This window comes from Rhodococcus mengyinensis (assembly GCF_048381435.1).
In the GTDB taxonomy this organism is placed as follows: Bacteria; Actinomycetota; Actinomycetes; order Mycobacteriales; family Mycobacteriaceae; genus Rhodococcus_F; species Rhodococcus_F opacus_D.
Genome location: NZ_JBLWIT010000131.1, coordinates 1 through 18,271 on the forward strand (window position 1 = coordinate 1; position 18,271 = coordinate 18,271).

The 18,271-nt window shown below is 68.9% G+C and carries 15 protein-coding genes; 7 read left to right on the top strand and 8 right to left on the bottom strand.

Translation table 11 applies throughout. From position 1 onward, the window contains the following. The 5 genes from ACNJ7E_RS30620 to ACNJ7E_RS30640 all read right to left on the bottom strand — a co-directional run. Positions 1-2,901: amino acid adenylation domain-containing protein (locus ACNJ7E_RS30620; RefSeq protein WP_418341708.1), on the bottom strand; the 2,901-nt coding region annotated here is incomplete at its 3' end. A 271-nt stretch (positions 2,902-3,172) separates the two neighbouring features. Then, on the bottom strand, positions 3,173-3,955 hold the full coding sequence (locus tag ACNJ7E_RS30625; RefSeq protein WP_280784436.1) for a polyprenol monophosphomannose synthase: 783 nt from the start codon (positions 3,953-3,955) through the stop codon (positions 3,173-3,175). Further along, a complete protein-coding gene (gene lnt / locus ACNJ7E_RS30630; RefSeq protein ID WP_280784437.1) occupies positions 3,882-5,585 on the bottom strand; it encodes an apolipoprotein N-acyltransferase in 1,704 nt (567 codons plus the stop codon). The genes ACNJ7E_RS30625 and lnt overlap by 74 nt, the downstream gene beginning before the upstream one ends. After that, positions 5,575-7,179 (bottom strand): amidohydrolase, encoded by a 1,605-nt coding sequence (locus ACNJ7E_RS30635; protein WP_418341709.1) that lies wholly within the window; start codon positions 7,177-7,179, stop codon positions 5,575-5,577. Before ACNJ7E_RS30635 ends, lnt begins: the two co-directional genes overlap by 11 nt. A 12-nt stretch (positions 7,180-7,191) precedes the next feature. After that, positions 7,192-7,698: an FxsA family protein gene (locus ACNJ7E_RS30640; RefSeq protein ID WP_283332483.1), complete on the bottom strand. Its 507-nt coding sequence runs from the start codon at positions 7,696-7,698 to the stop codon at positions 7,192-7,194. A gap of 202 nt (positions 7,699-7,900) precedes the next feature. On the opposite strand from ACNJ7E_RS30640, the gene ACNJ7E_RS30645 reads away from it, so the two are divergent. Beyond that, the gene (locus ACNJ7E_RS30645) at positions 7,901-8,518 is read left to right on the top strand and encodes a hypothetical protein (RefSeq protein ID WP_418341710.1); all 618 of its coding nucleotides are present in this window, start codon (positions 7,901-7,903) and stop codon (positions 8,516-8,518) included. Between the two features lie 27 nt (positions 8,519-8,545). Here ACNJ7E_RS30645 and ACNJ7E_RS30650 read toward each other — a convergent pair whose 3' ends face one another. After that, positions 8,546-9,205: a response regulator gene (locus tag ACNJ7E_RS30650; protein ID WP_005260679.1), complete on the bottom strand. Its 660-nt coding sequence runs from the start codon at positions 9,203-9,205 to the stop codon at positions 8,546-8,548. 165 nt (positions 9,206-9,370) lie between these two features. On the opposite strand from ACNJ7E_RS30650, the gene ACNJ7E_RS30655 reads away from it, so the two are divergent. From ACNJ7E_RS30655 to ACNJ7E_RS30670, 4 genes are all read left to right on the top strand, one after another. Continuing rightward, positions 9,371-9,799 (top strand): CBS domain-containing protein, encoded by a 429-nt coding sequence (locus ACNJ7E_RS30655; RefSeq protein WP_009472696.1) that lies wholly within the window; start codon positions 9,371-9,373, stop codon positions 9,797-9,799. Positions 9,800-9,810: 11 nt separating this feature from the next. Then, on the top strand, positions 9,811-10,095 hold the full coding sequence (locus tag ACNJ7E_RS30660; protein WP_418341711.1) for a YciI family protein: 285 nt from the start codon (positions 9,811-9,813) through the stop codon (positions 10,093-10,095). 122 nt (positions 10,096-10,217) lie between these two features. Then, positions 10,218-10,874 carry a PAS and ANTAR domain-containing protein gene (locus tag ACNJ7E_RS30665; protein WP_283332484.1) on the top strand — a complete coding sequence of 219 codons (657 nt, stop codon included), beginning with the start codon at positions 10,218-10,220 and terminating at the stop codon, positions 10,872-10,874. A gap of 236 nt (positions 10,875-11,110) precedes the next feature. Beyond that, positions 11,111-12,670 carry a glycosyltransferase family protein gene (locus tag ACNJ7E_RS30670; RefSeq protein ID WP_280784442.1) on the top strand — a complete coding sequence of 520 codons (1,560 nt, stop codon included), beginning with the start codon at positions 11,111-11,113 and terminating at the stop codon, positions 12,668-12,670. Here the strand turns inward: ACNJ7E_RS30670 and ACNJ7E_RS30675 are convergent. Both ACNJ7E_RS30675 and ACNJ7E_RS30680 read right to left on the bottom strand, forming a co-directional pair. Further along, complete coding sequence (locus ACNJ7E_RS30675) at positions 12,657-14,048, bottom strand: FAD-binding protein (RefSeq protein ID WP_418341712.1); 1,392 nt, start codon at positions 14,046-14,048, stop codon at positions 12,657-12,659. The genes ACNJ7E_RS30670 and ACNJ7E_RS30675 overlap by 14 nt on opposite strands. 40 nt (positions 14,049-14,088) lie before the next feature. Then, positions 14,089-14,817, bottom strand: a complete 729-nt coding sequence (locus tag ACNJ7E_RS30680; RefSeq protein WP_283332487.1) for a TetR/AcrR family transcriptional regulator — start codon at positions 14,815-14,817, stop codon at positions 14,089-14,091. A 169-nt stretch (positions 14,818-14,986) separates the two neighbouring features. Between ACNJ7E_RS30680 and ACNJ7E_RS30685 the strand changes: the two genes are divergently transcribed. Beyond that, the gene (locus tag ACNJ7E_RS30685) at positions 14,987-16,516 is read left to right on the top strand and encodes an APC family permease (RefSeq protein WP_280784445.1); all 1,530 of its coding nucleotides are present in this window, start codon (positions 14,987-14,989) and stop codon (positions 16,514-16,516) included. Between the two features lie 60 nt (positions 16,517-16,576). Next, positions 16,577-18,232: an amidohydrolase gene (locus tag ACNJ7E_RS30690; RefSeq protein ID WP_418341713.1), complete on the top strand. Its 1,656-nt coding sequence runs from the start codon at positions 16,577-16,579 to the stop codon at positions 18,230-18,232. Positions 18,233-18,271: the final 39 nt, after the last annotated feature.

Consider the following 18,271-nt stretch of genomic DNA (forward strand, 5'->3'; position numbering starts at 1 on the left):
GGGCAGGGCGTTGCGGTCCAGTTTCCCCGCCGGGGTCAGCGGCAACGACTCCAACACCATGATCGCCGACGGCACCATATACCCCGGCAACCGCTCCCCCACGAACTCGGCGAGTGCACGGGTTTCGACGTCAGTTCCAGGCGCCGAAAGCACGTACGACACCAGCCGACTGCTGCCACTCCCGTCGTCATGGCCGACCGTGTGGGCGAACTCCACCACCGGATGCGCCGCCAACACGGCGTCGATCTCCCCCAACTCGATCCGGAACCCCCGGATCTTCACCTGAAAATCACTACGCCCCAAAAACTCCAAAACCCAGGTGCCGTCCGGGGCGGCCACCCACCGCACCACATCACCCGTGCGATACATCCGCCCACCCGCACCGAACGGACACGCCACGAACCGCCCCGCCGTCAACCCCGCCCGATGCACATACCCGCGCGCCAAACTGGGGCCGAGGACGTAGAGTTCGCCACGCACCCCGGCCGGGACCGGACGCAACCGCCGATCCAGCACCACCAGATCCACACCGACCGTCGGCGACCCGATACTCACCGGCCGCCCAGGCACCAACGGGCCGGTAGCCGACGACATGATCGTCGTCTCACTCGGACCGTACGCATTGACCATGATCCGGCCCGGCGCCCACCGCGCCACCAACTCCGGTGGACACACATCACCGGCCACCACCACCGTTTTCAGATGGTCCAGACCACGGTGATCGAGCGACGCCAACGCCGCCGGCGTACAGAACGCATGCGACACCCCATGTTCGGCAAGGAACTCCGCCAACTCCGAACCACCGAAAATACTGGTCGGCGCCACCACCAGCGTCGCCCCCGCACACACCGCCATCACCAACTCGAACACCGACGCATCGAAACTCGGCGACGCGAAATGCAACACCCGCGACCCCGACGACACCCCCAACCGATCCCGCTCATCCGCCGCCAGATTCACCACACCCCGATGCGTGACCGCCACACCCTTCGGCCGACCCGTCGACCCGGACGTATAAATCACATACGCCGGATGATCCACCGACAACACACCCGTGCGGTCCGAATCATCCAGGGGCTCCGAGGAGTACGAGGCCAGACCCTCGACCACTGCGTCGTCGTCGAGGACGATCCAGTGCGTACCCTCCGGCAGACCCTCCCGCAACGCGGCCGTCGTCACACCGATCGGCGCACCACAATCCTCCAGCATGAACGCGATCCGGTCAGCCGGATAACTCGGATCCACCGGAACGAACGCCGCCCCCGACTTCGCCACCGCCCACACACTGGACACGGACTCGACCGACCGCGGCAAGGCCAGCGCGACGAAAACCTCCGGGCCGACCTGGAGGTCGATCAGGAGACGCGCGAGCCGGTTCGACATCTCGTCCAGTGCGCGGTAGCTCAGGGCGACGGCGGACGTCCCGTGCCCGGGTGCGACGAGGGCATCCCCGTCCGGGTTGCTGCGGACGGCGCCGGCCAGCAGGTCCGGCAGCGTGACGGGCGCGAATCCGGCGCGCCCGGTGGCGGGCACCAGACTGCGGCGTTCGCCGTCGTCGAGGATCTCGAGGTCGCCGATCCGTCGCGGTCCGTCGGTGTCGGAGGTGAGGAACGCGCCGAGGAACCGGCTGAAGCGAGCGTGATGGGCGGCGAGGGTGTCTTCGGAGTACAGGTCGGGGTTGGCCTCGAGGTCCAGGTTGAGGCTGGTGCCGGCGACCCCGTGGTAGACGTTCACGGCGAGGTCGGTGATGGGGCCGGTCGACAGCAGTTCGAGTCGGCCGACGATGCTGCCGAGGGTGATCTCGTTGTGGAACAGCATGACGTTGATCAGTGGGCCGTAGAAGCCCTGATCATCGGTGGCGGCGTCGCGTCGGATATCGATGTGCGGGTACCGCTGGTGCCGGAGCGCCGCGGTGACTTCCAGCCGGACCGCCGACACCAGATCCGTGTTCGTCATGTCCGGGCGCACGTGCAGGCGCAGCGGGACGACGTTGGACACCATGCCGCCGGAGCGGCGGAGCAGCGCGGTGGTGCGGGCGGTGACGGGCAGGCTGACCGCGACCTCCTCGCGTCCGGTCATCCGGGAGAGGTACGCGGCGAAGGCGGCGATGATTTCGAATGCGGTCGACGAGTCGTGGCGGTCCGTCGCGGCCTCGAGGTGATCGACGAGGGCGTCGGGGATCTGGCCGCCCGTCGTGCGGCTCCGTGCCCGTGCGGGGGCGGTCCGGTCGACGAGGCTGTGCGGTTCGCCGATGGTGGATACCCGCTCGGACCAGTACGCCCGGTCGGCGCGGTAGCGCGACGACGTCCGGTAGTCGTCGTCGACCCGGGCGACGTCGGTGAGTGCGGCGGCCTTGGAGGGCCCGGCGGTGCGGCCCTCGACGGCCGCGGTGTACAGCTCCGCGGTCCGGTCGACGAGTGTCACCGATCCCATGCCGTCGAGCGCGACGTGGTGGACCCGGCTGTACCAGTAGTGGCGGTCCGGCCCGATGCACAGCAGCGCCGAGGTCGTGAGCCGATCGCGGCACACGTCGAGCGGGGCGGTGTACTCCTGCCGCATCCACTCCGTGGCCGCGGCCCGCGGATCGGGCTCGTGCTGCAGGTCGACGAACCGGACCGATGCTTCCAGGGTGGGATCGACCAGCTGATAGGGAACTCCGTCGACCTCGAGGAGGCGGAGGAAGGCCGAGCCGAGTTCGCGGCCCGCGGTGATCATCGACTCCGACAGCAGCGGTACGTCGAGTGCACCCACCAGTTCGACGCACTGCGCGATGGTGACGGGCACGTCGGGACCGAGTTGCTGGGCGAACCACATGCCCTGCTGAGCGGCGGAGAGCGGGAATGCACCGTCCGGAATGCGACCCTCGGTGGTCACGTCACCACTCGGCACAGCTTCGACCACCTTGTTCGTCCTCTTTCCCGCTCCGGCGGTGGGACGAACCCACCGGCCACCGAAGAAACTCATAGTGACCTGCGAACCTGGGAATTTACCGAACCTTACCCGGGAGTACGCTTCAGGTTCCTATCGGACGTACGGTTCAGACCGTTTCAGGGTGTCTCACGATGTGGACATGGCGTCGGTTTGCCCACGTACGTCACGTTTCGGTGCGGTCGATACGGCACTGCCCCATTCCTTCCGCGGAAGGAATGGGGCAGCGGTCGGTGCCGGGTAACTAGCCGGCTGCCGCACCCTTGATCTTGGCGATCCGGTTCCGGAGCCCCCACTGCGTGACCTTGAGGAGCGCCTCGCGAACGATCCCGCCGCTCATCTTCGACTCGCCGATCTCTCGTTCCGTGAACGTGATGGGAACTTCGCGGACGTCGAAGCCCTCCTGAATGGCCCGCCATGCCAGATCGACCTGGAAGCAGTAGCCGTGCGACTCCACCGCGGCGAGGTCGAGCTTCTCCAGTACCTCACGGCGGTACGCCCGGTATCCGCCGGTGATGTCCTTGATCTTCACGCCCAGCGCGAGCCGCGAGTAGATGTTTCCGCCGCGCGAGAGCCACTCACGGTGCTTCGGCCAGTTGACGACCGTGCCGCCCGGCACGTACCGCGAACCGAGCACGAGGTCGGCGCCGGCGTCCACCTGGTCGAGGAGGCGATGCAACTGCTCGGGCGCGTGGCTGCCGTCCGCGTCCATTTCGACGAGGACGGTGTAGTCGCGGTCCAGTCCCCAGTGGAAACCGGCGATGTAGGCGGCGCCGAGACCGTTCTTCTCGGTGCGGTGCATCACGTGGATGCGGCCGGCGTCGTCGTTCGACGCGAGGGCGTCCGCGACGTCGCCCGTGCCGTCCGGGCTGCCGTCGTCGACGACGAGAACATGCGTCCGCGGCAGCGCCGCATGCAGGCGACCCACGATCAGGCCGAGATTCTCCCGCTCGTTATACGTCGGAATGATCACCAGAGTCCGTGCGCTCGGTGCCCCGCTCTGCCCGGAATCGGTCTCCGATGCCATGAGGATCCTCCCTGCCGGCAACTGCCGGCGCCTTCTCGGTACTGCGTTGAATCAGTGTGCGAACTGTGCGTCGTCGTTGCACCACGGCGAACGCGACGGCAGCGACGGCGCCGACACAGAGAAGAACCTCCGGAATCGGGCCGAGCCGACTTGCCAGCGTAGTACCGGTGCGCAGCGGCACCTGCGACACCAGGGCCGCGGGTACGAAAAGTGAGGTTTCCGCCGCCGTGTAACCGTCGGGGCCGATGATCGCGCTCACACCGCTGGTTGCGGCGACGACGACGGCGCGGCCGTGCTCCACCGCCCGCACCTGCGACATGGCGAGCTGCTGGTAGGTCATCTCGGTGTCGCCGAACGTGGCGTTGTTGGTGGGGACGGCGAGCAGTTCGGCGCCGCTGCGCACCGACTGCTCGAACGCCCGGTCGAACGCCACCTCGTAGCAGGTCGCGACCCCGACGGCGATTCCGTCCGCGTGGACGACGCCGTCCCCGTCGCCGGGAACGAAGTTGCCCGCCCGGTCGGCATACGCGGAGAAGTGCCGGAAGAACCCGCGGTACGGCAGGTACTCGCCGAACGGCTGGATGATCTTCTTGTCGTGCTGCTCCTGCGGTCCCGCATCGCCGTCCCACACGATCACCGAGTTGGTGGTGGTGCGGTCGGAATTCACGAGCACCGCGCCCACCAGAATGGGCGCACCGATCGCCTCGGACGCCCGGGAGATGTCGGCGGCGGCGTCGGCGTTGCGCAGGGGATCGATGTCGGACGCGTTCTCCGGCCAGACGACGAGGTCGGGTTGCGGCGCCGCGCCCGACGCGACGTCGTCGGCGAGTTCGAGGGTGCGGTTCACGTGATTGTCGAGGACCCGCTTGCGTTGGTCGTTGAAGTCGAGTCCGAGTTTGGGGACGCTGCCCTGGATCGCGGCGACGGTGATCGTCCGGTCTCCCGAGTCCATGCCCGGCAGGGTCGGCCACAGGGCGAGCGACACGACGGTCGCGGCGAGGGCGGCGACCAGACCGCCTGCGAGCGGCCGCGTCCAGTTCGTGGCGCCGCCCGCCCGGGCCCGCACTGTCACGGCGACGGATGCCAGCCCGGCACCGGTCAGTGCGACGGCGAAGCTGAGCAGCGGGGCACCGCCGATGCTCGCGAGCGGCAGGAACCAGCCCTCCGACTGGCCGAACGCCAACCGCCCCCAGGGGAAGCCGCCGAACGGCACGCTCGCGCGCAGCCATTCCGTGAGCGACCAGCACGCCGCGATCCACAGCGGGGCCCAGCGCAGCCGGGAGACGAGCACGGCGAGCACCCCGAACAGTCCGATGTACAGCGACTCGACCGCGGCGAGCGCTAGCCACGGGAGGGCTCCGACGAACACCCCGATCCACGGGAGCAGCGGCACGAGGAAACCGAGTCCCGCGAGGTACCCGTAGCCGAAGCCCGCGCGCAGTCTCGGTGCCGCACCCCCCGCTCCGGTGAGGATCAGCGTCAGCAGGGCGATGCCGATGGGCGCGAGGAACCACAGGGGCCGGGGCGGAAACCCGGCGAACACGAGGAATCCCGCTGCCACCGACAGGACGGAACGCACCGCCACGCCGCGCTTTCCGGTAATCCAGCGAGGTGTGGTGCTACCGCTCATGGACGACGCTCCCCCGGTGCACCGAACGCAGCAGCACGGGTGTGGGCGCGTCGTCCTCGAGCCGCGGCAGGGCCGGGACCCGGGACCGGGGATCGGTCGACCACCGCTGCACGGAGTCTTTGGGCGCGCTGACGACGAGTTCCCCGGCATCCCACACGGCGTACGACGCCGGCGCTCCCGGGTCGAGCGTCCCGGCGAGACCGTCCCGGACCCCGCCGGCCCGCCATGCACCCCGGGTGGCAGCGGAGAACGCCGCGCGCGGGGAGATCCCGCTGCCGGGGGTGCGGTGATGGACGGCCGCGCGCAGCATCGCCCACGGGTCGACCGGGGTGACGGGCGCGTCGGAACTCAACGCCAGCGACACCCCGGCGGAGGCGGCGGCGGCGAACGGGTTGAGGGTGAGGGCTCGCTCGGTTCCCAGGCGCTGCGCGTACAGGCCGTCGGTGCCACCCCACAGGGCGTCGAACGCGGGCTGGACGCTGGCGATCACACCCCACTGCGCGAGCCGCGCGGCGTCGTCCCCGGTCATCATCTCGGCGTGTTCGAGTCGGTGCCCGGCCTTCGCGACCGCGGGACCGCCCAGTTCGTCGGCGACGACCGCGAACGCGTCGACCGCGGCCCGGACGGCGGCGTCGCCGATGACGTGGAATCCGGCCTGGATTCCGGCGATCGTGCAGGCCCGCACGTGTGCGGCGATCTCGTCGACTCCCAGGTAGCTCTTGCCGGTGCCGCCGGCCAGATCGGCATAGGGTTCGCTGAGCCACGCCGTGTGGGAGCCGAGGGATCCGTCGATGAACAGGTCGCCGCCCAGCGCGTGGGCGCCGGTGGCGTTCAGCAGCTTCCTGGCCTCGTCGGCGTCGGCGACCGCCTCACCCCAGTAGCCGCGGACCTCGACACCGTGCGCGGTGGCGAGGAGTTCACCGAAATCGTCGAGTCCGGCGATGTCGGGGCCCCCGCACTCGTGCACCGCGACGATGCCGCGGGAGGCGATGGCGTCGAGGGCCGCGATGCGGGCGGCGGACCGCTGCTCGGCCGTCAGCAGCGAGCGCGCGACGGTGCGGGCGGCGTGGTGCGCCTCGAATGTCAGCGGCCCCTCCGGCGAGAAGCCGGCGGTGTCACTCAGATCCGGGACCGACCGGCGCAGGGCCGTCGAGCAGACCGCCGAATGGACGTCGATCCGGGACAGATACACCGTGCGTCCGGGCGCGGCCTCGTCGAGCTGCGCCGTGGTGGGACCGGCGCCTTCCGGCCACGCCGATTCGTCCCAGCCGTGTCCCCAGATGACCGCGTCGCCGTGGGTGCGGGCAAAGGAGGCGAGCCGGTCGAGGCATTCGCGAAGCGACCCGACACCGACCAGATCGAGCCCGACGATGTTCAGGCCGAGCGCCGCGACGTGCACGTGGGTGTCGACGAAAGCCGGGGTGACGAATGCGCCGCCGAGGTCGACCACGCCGGCACCGGGGTGCAGCGCACGGGCCGCGCGGTCGTCGCCGACCCACGACACGACACCGTCGGTCACTGCCATCGACGTGGCGTCTGGAGCAAAGGAACTGTAGATTCGGCCGCCGACCAGCAGTTGTGTAGTCACAGGCAACCAGTCTGCCTGTTAGGGCAGAACGCGGGGATCACGGGTCGGGGTTCGGGGCTCCTCGTCGATCACTACGCCCTCGAAGACCTCGTCGACCACCTCCCCTTCGATCACTTCGCCGCCACCCCGCCGGGGTGCCCGTGCGAACGCTTCCGCCCCGGCCGCGACGGTGGCCGCACGCCTGCCTGCCAGCAGGACCACGACGGGCCGAAGTGCCCATCGGGTGGGGGGAACGAGGAAGAGCAGCCCGAGCACCGAGGTGACCAGGCCGGGGACGAACATCAGCGCGGAGCCCAGTGCGACGAGTGCGCCGTCCGCGACCGCCGAACCAGGAGAGCCGTCGCCGCTCGCCGCCCGGCGCAGGCCGTCCATCACACGACGCCACTGCGACCGCATCAGCAGCAGTCCGATCAGCGTTCCACCGAGCAGGAGGAGCACGGTCCACAGCACGCCGATCGCGTGACCGACCAGGACGAGCGCGGCGATCTCCACCACTACGTACAACAGGAACAGTGCGGCGTACATGACGCCCCCTTTCGGACGGCCGGGTCATCGAGGGTCTGGGTCAACCGTCTGATCGTTCAACGTTCGACGGCGCCGATTTTCTCCCGGCCGCAGATATCGAAGCGTTCACAATGCTAAACCTCAAGTTGACATTGAGAGTCTGGGCATGATGCAGTTCACTGCGATGGGGGTCTTCCGACCCCGCGCACAACGAGGAGCCGATATGACTCGTTCCACCGTCTTCCGCCGAGCCGCAATCGTTCTCGCGTCCGCAGCCGCCTTCGGCATGCTGTCTTCGGGACCGGCATCGGCAGCACCGGTCGCCGACTTCGCGAAGGGTGCCGCCGAACTGCAGGCGCTGGCCACCGAGGTCTCCCCCTCCGCGACCGCGGCCGTGGACGCCCTTCTCGGCGCCAGCGTGTTCATCCCGAAGGACGTGCTCGAGGTCGGACTCACCACACCGCAGGACTTCATGTACCCGTCCCCCACGCTCGGGTGCGGCGTCGCCGACAAGCCCGCGACGGTCACGCTGGCGAGCGCTCAGGGCGGACCGAACCTGTTCCCCCAGATCACCGCCAACCAACTCCGATTCCAGGCCATCCCCGCCTACGTCGCGATCCCGCAGACGTCCGACCTCAGCGTCGCCTGGATCAACCTCACGACGTTCCAGGGCGGGATCGTCACGCTCGACGACAAGCTGCCGATCATCAATACCCCGCTGCTGTCGAAGATCGTCGACACCGGAAAGGGAACCGTCCTCGCGACGATGTTCGGCACGGTCGGCTACGCCGACTCCGTCACGTGCACCGTGGTCCCGACCGTCGGCACCTTCACCGTCTAGCGGCAGTACGCTTCCCCACCCGCCGGCCTACGAGCCGGGTCGCACCAGGCCCGTCTCGTAGGCCAGCACCACTGCCTGGACCCGGTCGCGGACGTTCAACTTGGTCAGAATCCGGCCCACGTGCGATTTGATGGTCGACTCCGAGAGGAACAGCTGACCGGCGATCTCCGTGTTCGACAACCCGGTTGCGACCAGCTGCAGCACTTCCCGTTCACGCTCGGTCAGCACGTCGAGGACCTCCGGGTCACGAAGCGGACCCGGACCGTCGTCGAGGAACCTCGCCAGCAGCCGGCGGGTCACCTTCGGCGACACCACTGCGTCCCCCGCGGCCACACTGCGGATGGCCGACACCAGGTCTTCCGACGGGGTGTCCTTGAGCAGGAAGCCGCTGGCCCCGGCCCGCAACGCACCCATGGCGTGCTCGTCGAGGTCGAAGGTGGTCATCACCAGCACGCGGCTCGCGACCCCCGACTCCAGGATCTGGGCGGTCGCGCTGACCCCGTCCACCACCGGCATGCGGACATCCATCAGCACCACATCGGGTTCGAGTTTGCGGACCGCGGCGACGGCGGCCGCGCCGTCGCTCGCCTCCCCGACGACAGTGATGTCGTCCTGAGCGTCGAGCACCATGTTGAGGCCCATCCGCATCAGTTCCTGGTCGTCGACGAGTAGCACGGTGATCGGCACAGCGCCAACCTAACACCGCGGTCCAGGTAGGCGCCCGGCCCGCGGTACGCGGCGGTCACGACTGGATAACCAAACCAAGACCGGCAGAAGCGCTGGCATACGCTCGAAGTCTGCCTATGATCGAATCGGCGGCCAGTCGGAGTGCCCACAGATCGGGGTGTCCAGATGCGAATCGCGGATGTGTTGCGGAACAAGGGTCCGGCCGTGGTGACGGTCGATCCGGAGATGCCGGTCAGCACGCTGATCGGCGAACTCGCCAGGCACAATGTCGGTGCCCTGGTGGTGACGGAGAACGACGCCGTCGTCGGGATCGTCACCGAACGCGACGTGGTGCGCCGCATCCACGAACGCGGCCCAGACATCCTGAATGCCCGGGTCGTGGACATCATGACGACGTCGGTGTTCGCCTGCCTCCCGACCGACACCGTGGACAGTCTCGCCGAAACCATGACCGAACGCCGGATCCGGCACCTGCCGGTGATCGTGGACGGGCAGCTGGTCGGCATCGTCAGCATCGGCGACGTGGTGAAGAGCCGGATCGGCGAGTTGCAGACCGAACGCGACCAGCTCGAGTCCTACATCGACCACGGCTGAACGAGAACCTCATGGCCCTGTTCGTCGTGGAATACACGTACAGCCCCGAGACGTCGTCCCTCCGCGACGACCACCGGACACAGCATCGTGGGTGGCTCACCGAACTGGTCCGCCGCAAGGTAATCCGCTCGACCGGCCCCCTCGCCGACGGCCACGGTGCGCTGTTCATCGTCGACGCCGAGGACGAGGACGCCGTCGCACGCCTCTTCACGCAGGATCCGTTCGCCCAGGAGAATCTGGTGCAGAACGTGCAGATCCGCGGATGGACGCCCGCGATGGGCGAATTCAGCGAGTAGGACGCACGTCACACCCAGCCGAACGGGGCTCGGCTCCGAATACCTCTAGCGGATCGTTCTGCGCACGCCGCGATGATCGCTGTACCAGTCGTCGTCGGGGCGAAACATCGAAGGAAGTACGCATGCCCGGGTTCCCCCTCGCACCGGCCGACAGCCTCGGCCAGGACGCGTTCACCTCGCTGGTGGTCTCTCTTCCGCGCCCGGTCAGCGTCTATGACGACCGACGGCAACTGGTGTTGACGAACCCCGCCCTCGCCGACTTCGTCGGATACCGATTGGACGAATTCGATCGTGTGGACCTCGCGGGATTGATGCACCCGTCGGATGCGCCGCGATGGTTCGGCCTGGTCCGAGGTGTCCTCGACACCGGCACCGCCCACGCCGGGTATGCCCGCATCCGGCACAGGAACGGGAACTGGCTGTGGGCGCACGGGTTCGCGTCCACGTTCACGTCCGCGGACACCCGCTTCGTCGTGCTCGTGTGGCAGGACAGGACCGACGACGTCTGGAACAACCCGCGCTTGCTCGACGAGGCCGACGTCGTCCGTTCGCGGGCGATCATCGAACAGGCCAAGGGTGCGCTGATGCTCGTCTACTCCCTCTCCGCCGACGCCGCCTTCGACCTCCTGACGTGGCGGTCACAGGAGACGAACACGAAGATCCGCGTGATCGCCGAGCAACTCGTTCTCGCGTTCGGCGACGACATCCGCGCGCCCACTTCGTTTCGCGACCGTTTCGACGCTCTGCTGCTCACCGCTCACGAGCGGCGCAGCCGATAAGAAAGCCCGGGGCGGTCCCGCGACCTGGGGGCTCAACCCGCGGAACCTGGGCCGGTGGTGCCACCGGTGACGCTTCCGACCCTGGGGCGTCGATTTCCCGCCTTGTCGAATGACTAAACAGTCGGCGGGCACCAGCGCGTGCGCGCGGTACGACCTTTCCGGCGACCGGGACCGTGCGGCCGTCGAATTCGGCGGCTGCCAGCAGCAGTCGCGGCTCCCCTCTCTAGGATGTCGCGGTGTCCACAGGATTGCTGAACGAACCGCTCGAGCGGTCTGCCCCGCCACCGGTACCGAGACCGTTCCGGGCGCCGATGATCCTCGCCGCGTCCGGCGCGGTGTTGGCCGCCGTGTTGTTCTGGATCGTCTCCGGCAGCCTGACGGACGATGCCTACATCAGTTTGTCGGCCGCCAGGAACCTCGCCGTCCACGGGGAGTGGGCGATCGTCCACGGCCTGACCGCGAACACGTCGACGTCCCCGCTCAACGTGCTCGCGCTCGGGGCACTGACGTTCCTGACCCGGTTGTGGGGCCCGGGCGACCCCCTGTTGGCACTCGGAATGCTCAACGTCGCGGTCACCGCCCTGTTGGGCTGGGTACTGGCGCGGATGTGCCGGCGGCTCGGCATCGGGACCGGGTGGGCGGTACTCGCCGGCGCGCTGGTGGTGTTCAACCCGTTCGTGTTGTCCGCGGTCGGGCTCGAGGTGCTGCTGATCCCGGCGGCCGTCGCGGTGATGGTGTGGTTCGCGCTCGAGGGCCGGGCCGCCTGGTTCGGTGCGGCCGCGGGGATGGCGGCGCTGGTACGTCTGGACCTGCTCGTTTTCGTCGTGGTCATCGCCGCCCTGTCACCGGCGATTCGCACGCAACTGCGCCGCGCCCTCGCCGGCTTCGCCGCGATCGCAGGGCCGTGGTACCTGTTCAGCTGGGTCGTCCTCGGTTCGGCGCTGCCCGACACCTTCCTGATCAAGCAGGGCCAGGCCTCCGACGTGGGCGGCTACAACTACCTCACCGGCCCGATCATGTACTTCGAGTCCAACCCGTGGCGGACCGTGGCGGCATTCGGTCCCGCGGTCCTCGCGCTCGTGCTGATTCTCGTCGCGCTCGCCTCGTACGCCAGACCCTGGAAGCGACCGGTGCCCGTCCCCGTGCCGCTGCTCGCGCTCGGCTTGTCCGGCGCCCTCTACTACGTCGCCTACGTCGTGCTCGACACCGTGCCGTACCACTGGTACTACGTGGCGCCGGCGACCACGCTGGCGATGTTCGCCGTCCTCGCCGCCGGCATCCACTGGAGCGCCGCGCGCGACACCCCGTACCGCGCCGCCGCAGGCACGCTGGCCGGCCTCCTCGCCGTGCTGGGAGTCGGCGCCGTGTACTACGACGTCGAGAGCGGTCTCCCGTGGGAGGCACCCCCCATCTTCGGTAACTGGGCGAGCGCGCAGGACTACGAACGGGTCGGCCGGGCGGTCGGGACACTCGTCGGGGAGGCGCCGGTGCGATCCCCCGGTGAGATCGGGACCCTCGCCTACTTCTGTGAGTGTGTGATCGTCGACGAGTTCTCCGACCGCGGATTGGTGGTCGAGGACCGGTTGGTGCCCCGTCTCGCGGAGGCCACGGAACCGGCGCGAACGTTGCTGCGCGCCAACTACGCCTTCTTCGACTACCGGCTCGCACCCGTGAATCCCGCGTTCGATCTCCGGTACGAGGACGGCCGTGGTCCCGGCGGTCCGATGTCCTGGGACGTGTTCTCCGCTGCCCGCGGAGCCGGTCACTTCATCCTGGTGCCGCTCACCGGCGGCTGACGCCCTCGAACACGTCGTAGCCGGGGGTGAGGACGTGATCCGGGTCGAACCTCCGTTTGGCCTCGTCGAGGCGGTGGAACGCCGACCCGAAATGCCGGCGCCAGTCTTCGGGGGACATGGGGACCGCGCTCACCGGGTAGAGCGCGCCGCCGGCGTTGCGGACGCGGTCGTACAAGGCCCTGTTGGAGTCAACGAGCCGGTTGGCGTCGCCGAGGTCGGCGGTCGTCGGCACCCGGACGAAGTTGAACGCGAAACACAGGCCCTCCGAGGGTGTCCGCAGCAGTGGACTGGTGATCGCTCCGGTGCGGATCGGCGACAGCACGATCTGACCGAACTTGCCGAGGTCGGTCGCAGGATCAAGCCTGCCCAGCTCGTCGTCGACCAGCGACTCGACGTGCGAGTCTCCGATGAAGGTGGTGATCCAGGGGTGCGGGTGGAACCACTGGCCGTTGTCCCGCAACGCCGCTTCCAGCCCGGCCAGTCGCTCGAGGTAGTCGACGTACGCAATCGTGCCGGGCATCCGTCCGGCGGGGTCGTCGGACAGTCCGGCGAGCAGGAGGTCGTCGTCCGGCGGGCTCCCGGTGAAGAACTTCGCCACGTCCAGCTGGAACGAGAGCTCACCGGTCGGTGCTGCCAGGATCGCCCCCTGCACCGCGTCGAAACCCGCTTCCGCGGACAGGAGGCGCGCGTCCTTCAGCATCCCCGCCAGGTTCGGGTAGACCAGCACGAACCTGCGCACCTGCTCGGGTGCCGCGACGAGTTCGAGCGTCGCCTCGGTGATCACGCCCACCTGGCCGAGCCCTGCCCGCACCGCGTCGAACAGGTCCGAGTGGCTCTGTGCCGAACAGGTGATCGTCTGCCCCGTGCCGGTCACCACGTCCATCGAGATGACGTTGTCGCTCTGGACGCCGTACCGCGAGGTCGTGCCGCCCACGCCCCCGACGACGAGGGTCCCGCCGACCGACAGGTCGAGGTAGTCGGTGAGCACGGGCGGGGTCTGTCCCCGCGGCAGCGTCGCGGCGAGCACCTCGCGCCACGTCGCGCCCGCGCCGACGACGATCCGGTCGCTCGCCGCCCGGCCGACGGAGTGCCGCGTCGACATGGCGGCCACGATGCCGTTCCGGGCTCCGGATCGTCCCCACACCGAGTGGCGCTGCCCCTGCGCGGCGCACGTGCGGCCCCGCTTCGCGGCCCAGCGGATCGTCGCAGCGACGTCGTCGGCGGATCCCGGTAGCAGGACGGCCTCCGGTTCCGTGTGCACGAGGTGCCCGAAATCGTCGGCGGCCCGTTCTCGCGTCGCTTGATCGAACCGCAGCTCGCCGTCCAGCGCCGGCGGCGGCAGATCGGTGGTCCGTGCGTTGCGAAGGTGCGGGTCCATCGGGTTCTCCTTTCATGGATTCTACGACCCGCCTGCCAGGTCACGAGGTTGCCGATCCTCGCTTTGCGTCGAGTCGGTGAAGCAGTGCGCGCGCGCCGTCGAGGAGCAGTTCGAGTGCGTCGGGATAGGCACTGCGGTCGGAGAGGTCGACGAGCAGGCCCGCGGTGGCGGCGATGTGCGGGTGCGTCTCGGCCGGGAGTTGCGCGTAGGACGATCGCCACAGTTGCCGGTCGGACTCACGGACGTCCTCGGGCAGTGCGAGTTCGGCTCCGTCGAGGGCGGCGAACGCCAGCATCTGATCGACGAACGCACGGTAGAGGCGCACCGCTGCGCCGTCGGGGAACCCCGCCTCGCGCAGTATCCCGAGGATCGTGTCGACGGCCGCTTTCTCCGAGGTGCGACCGCTGACACGGCTGGCCGACAGGACTGCCGCCTGGGGGTGGTCCAGATACGCTGCATGCGAACGTATTCCGAGGGAGTGCAAGTCGCGCCACCAGTCTCCGGTGGGTTCCCACCCGCGGAATGACCGGCCGATCAGCTCGTCGGCGATCGCCAACGTGAGGTCGTCGATGCCGCGGAAGTACCGGTACAGGGTGCTGGGGTCTGCCCCGAGCGCAGCACCGAGGCGGCGGACGGACAGGCCCGCGCTGCCGTGGTGCCGCAGCAACCGCAGTGCCGTCTCCATGATCAGCTGCTCCGAGAGAACTCCACCCTGCTTCGTCGGCCTGCGCCTCTTCCGGGCCGAGTCCGAGACCACCTGCTTCGCCATTCCGGGATCCTTCCGTCGGACGCAGCTTATGCCAACACCGTTGACGGTGTAAGCGGCGACGGTGTTGCATGTCACAGGCAGGGAGCGAAGCCCCAGGCCGCGGGCACGAGACACCGGACCGGCGCGTGGCCTCTCGTCCCTCTCCACCTCCAGCGAAAGCGACGCACACATGGCAGCAGTGAACAACGGCGCGGCGGACGCGCCGAGGGCGACGTCCCTCCGCAAATCCCTCGGCGTCATGGACGGAGTTGCGATCGCCGCCTCGAGTACCGCGGCGACGACCAGCATCGGTGTCGGTTTGGGGGTCATCGCCGCCGTGGTCGGTCTCCAGATGCCGGTGGTGCTGTTACTGGCGTTCGTCCCGATTCTGGGAATTGCAAGCGGATACGCCCGGCTCAACCGGGTCGAACCCAATTGCGGCAACAGCTACGTCTGGGTGGGCCGCAGTCTCAGTCCGTGGCTGGGTTTCCTCACCGGGTGGATGGCCATCGTCGCGGTTGTCGTGTTCATGGCCTACACCACCGCGATCGCCGGGTCGGCGATCCTGCAACTCGCCGGCATGGCCGGCCTGCACGGCATCGGCGGGCTCGCTCTCGATCCCGACTCCACGCTGCAGTCGACGATCTTGGGGCTGACGATCCTCGGTGCGGTGACCTTCACCGCCGTCCGCGGCGTCGCGGTCGCGGCACGGCTGCAGAAGTATCTCCTCGTCTTCGAGTACGTCGTGTTGATCGGCTTCTGCACGTATGGACTGTTTGCCGGGAGCCAGCCGTTCTCCCTGTCCTGGTTCAATCCCTTCGCGATTCCGTCGTTCGCCGTGCTCGCCGAGGGCATGGTGATCGCGGTCTTCTTCTACTGGGGTTTCGAAGCGGCGTTCAGTGTGAGCGAGGAGGTGCGCGATCCGCGCGATGCGTCCCGCGCCGGCGTGATCACCGTCTTCCTGGTCCTCGGCTTGTTCCTGCTCGGTGCGGTGGCCTTCCAGCGCGTCCTCACCCCCACGGAACTGGCGGACAACGGGACCGTCGGGCTCGCGTTCCTCGGCGAGGCACTCGCCCGTCAGCCGCTGGCCGCGCTCCCCGTGGTGGCGCTGATGTTCTCCGTCGTCGCCTCGCTCCAGGCCACCGTGATACCCAGCGCGCGTGGACTGTTCGCGATGGGCCGGGACCGCACGCTCGGCCCGGTGTGGACCCGCATCCATTCCCGCTATGGAACCCCGGCGGCCGGAACCGTGCTGCTCGGCGGCATCTCCGCCGTGGTCGCACTGCTGGCCACGGTCATCCCCAAGCTCAGCGACCTTCTCGGTGCGGGCATCAGTTCGATCGGTCTGGTGGTCGCCCTGTGGTACGGCCTGACGGCGCTCGCCGCCGCCGTCCGGTTCCGCGGACTCCTGCGCGAACGTCCGTGGGAGGGACTGCGCGCGGTCGTGTTTCCCGCCGTCAGCGCCCTGGTGTTGCTGGCGTTGGGCGGTTACCTGGGCTGGATCTTCTACACCTCGGCAGATCATCTCGAGTTCAGCGCGACCAACGGTTGGTTTCAGCTGCTGTTCCCGGTCCTCATCCTGATCTCGGGGCTGGTGGTGGCCGCGCACGCGAAGTGGGTCCGGCGGTCGCCCTACTTCGTCACCGGACGCGGAACAGATGCCGACGCCGCCGACCTGCTCGGTGCACCCACCGAGGTTCCCGTGACCACCCGTTCCTGATCAGCGCGACGCGACCTGATCCGACCACCGACGAAATCACTTCCCGACAGGAGATTTTCGATGTCAGCAGAACCCGCAGATCTGGTCTTCACCGGCGGATCGATTGCCACCCTGGACCCGGCCCGCAGCCGCGCCACGACGGTCGCGGTCACCCGTGGCCGGATATCGGCTGTCGGCCACGACGAGGTCCGGGAGTTGATCGGCACCCGCACCGAGGTCGTCGACCTCACCGGCAGGCTGCTGCTCCCCGGCTTCCAGGACGCGCACATCCATCCCGTGGTGGCCGGACTCGAGTACGCCCGGTGCAACCTCACCGGCGTCAGCGATGCCGCCGCCACCCTCGCCGTCATCCGCAGCTACGCCGACGCACACCCGGAGTTGCCGTGGATCGTCGGCGGCGGGTGGTCGATGGAGGCGTTCGACGGGGGGACACCCACCGCGCAACTCCTCGACACCGTCGTGCGGGATCGGCCGGTGTTTCTGCCCAACCGCGACCACCACGGGGCCTGGGCCAACACGAGAGCCCTGGACATCGCGGGCATCACCCGAGACACCCCCGACCCCGTCGGCGGACGAATCGAACGCGACGCCGACGGCGTGCCGACCGGCATGCTCCAGGAGTCTGCGATGGAGTTGGTCGGCTGCCACACCCCGCAGCACACGCCCGACGACCGACTGAAGGCCCTGCTCCATGCCCAGCAGCACCTGCATGCGCTCGGCATCACCGCCTGGCAGGACGCGCTACTCGGCGACACCTCCGGGATCTCGGACGTCTCGGACGCCTACCTGACCGCGGCCGGCGACGGGTCCCTCACTGCGCGGGTGGCGGGCGCCTTGTGGTGGGATCGCGATCGGGGCGCCGAGCAGATCCCCGACCTGCTCCGGCGACGTTCCCGTCTCCGCGTCGGGAGGATGCGGGCCGACACCGTGAAGATCATGCTCGACGGTGTCGCCGAATCCCGCACCGCGGCCATGATCTCCCCGTATCTGGATGGATGCGGCTGCGCGACAGCCCATTCCGGCACCAGCTTCGTCGACCCGGACGCGCTGCGCGGGTACGTCACCGAGCTCGACGCCCTCGGCTTTCAGGTGCACTTCCACGCGCTCGGCGACCGGGCCGTGCGCGACGCGCTCGACGCGGTCGACGCCGCTCGGACGGCGAACGGACTCCGCGACACCCGGCCGCACCTCGCCCACCTTCAGGTCGTGGACCCGGACGACATCCCGCGCTTCCGCGCGCTCGGCGTCACGGCCAACATGCAACCGCTGTGGGCAGCCCACGAACCGCAGATGGACGAACTCACCATCCCCTTCCTCGGGGACGAACGCTCCCGCCGGCAGTACCCCTTCGGTTCCCTGCTGCGCTCGGGCGCAACGCTGGCGGCCGGCAGCGACTGGCCGGTCAGCAGCGCCGACCCGATCCACGGCATCCACGTCGCGGTCAATCGCGTGCTGCCGGGCCGGGACGGGCAAGGCCGCCCGGTGTTCCTCCCGGAGCAACGAATCGACCTCACGGCCGCACTGACCGCTTACACCGCCGGGTCCGCGTACGTGAACCACCTCGACGACACGGGGAGCATCGAGGTGGGCAAGCTCGCCGACCTGGTAGTCCTCGACCGGGACCCGTTCACGGGAACTGCCGACGAGATCGGCGGGAGCCGGGCGGTCCTGACCTATGTGGGCGGTGATCGCGTCTACACCGCACCGGACGCCTGAGGTCCCGCGGGAGGAGGCCCTGTTCGGTGGCCGCGGATG

Excerpts from the sequence above, each read along its gene's own strand:
- ACNJ7E_RS30625 (WP_280784436.1), bottom strand. The coding sequence starts at position 3,955 with ATGGCATCGGAGACCGATTCCGGGCAGAGCGGGGCACCGAGCGCACGG.
- lnt (WP_280784437.1), bottom strand. The coding sequence starts at position 5,585 with ATGAGCGGTAGCACCACACCTCGCTGGATTACCGGAAAGCGCGGCGTG.
- ACNJ7E_RS30640 (WP_283332483.1), bottom strand. The coding sequence starts at position 7,698 with ATGTACGCCGCACTGTTCCTGTTGTACGTAGTGGTGGAGATCGCCGCG.
- ACNJ7E_RS30645 (WP_418341710.1), top strand. The coding sequence starts at position 7,901 with ATGACTCGTTCCACCGTCTTCCGCCGAGCCGCAATCGTTCTCGCGTCC.
- ACNJ7E_RS30655 (WP_009472696.1), top strand. The coding sequence starts at position 9,371 with ATGCGAATCGCGGATGTGTTGCGGAACAAGGGTCCGGCCGTGGTGACG.
- ACNJ7E_RS30660 (WP_418341711.1), top strand. The coding sequence starts at position 9,811 with ATGGCCCTGTTCGTCGTGGAATACACGTACAGCCCCGAGACGTCGTCC.
- ACNJ7E_RS30665 (WP_283332484.1), top strand. The coding sequence starts at position 10,218 with ATGCCCGGGTTCCCCCTCGCACCGGCCGACAGCCTCGGCCAGGACGCG.
- ACNJ7E_RS30675 (WP_418341712.1), bottom strand. The coding sequence starts at position 14,048 with ATGGACCCGCACCTTCGCAACGCACGGACCACCGATCTGCCGCCGCCG.
- ACNJ7E_RS30680 (WP_283332487.1), bottom strand. The coding sequence starts at position 14,817 with ATGGCGAAGCAGGTGGTCTCGGACTCGGCCCGGAAGAGGCGCAGGCCG.
- ACNJ7E_RS30685 (WP_280784445.1), top strand. The coding sequence starts at position 14,987 with ATGGCAGCAGTGAACAACGGCGCGGCGGACGCGCCGAGGGCGACGTCC.
- ACNJ7E_RS30690 (WP_418341713.1), top strand. The coding sequence starts at position 16,577 with ATGTCAGCAGAACCCGCAGATCTGGTCTTCACCGGCGGATCGATTGCC.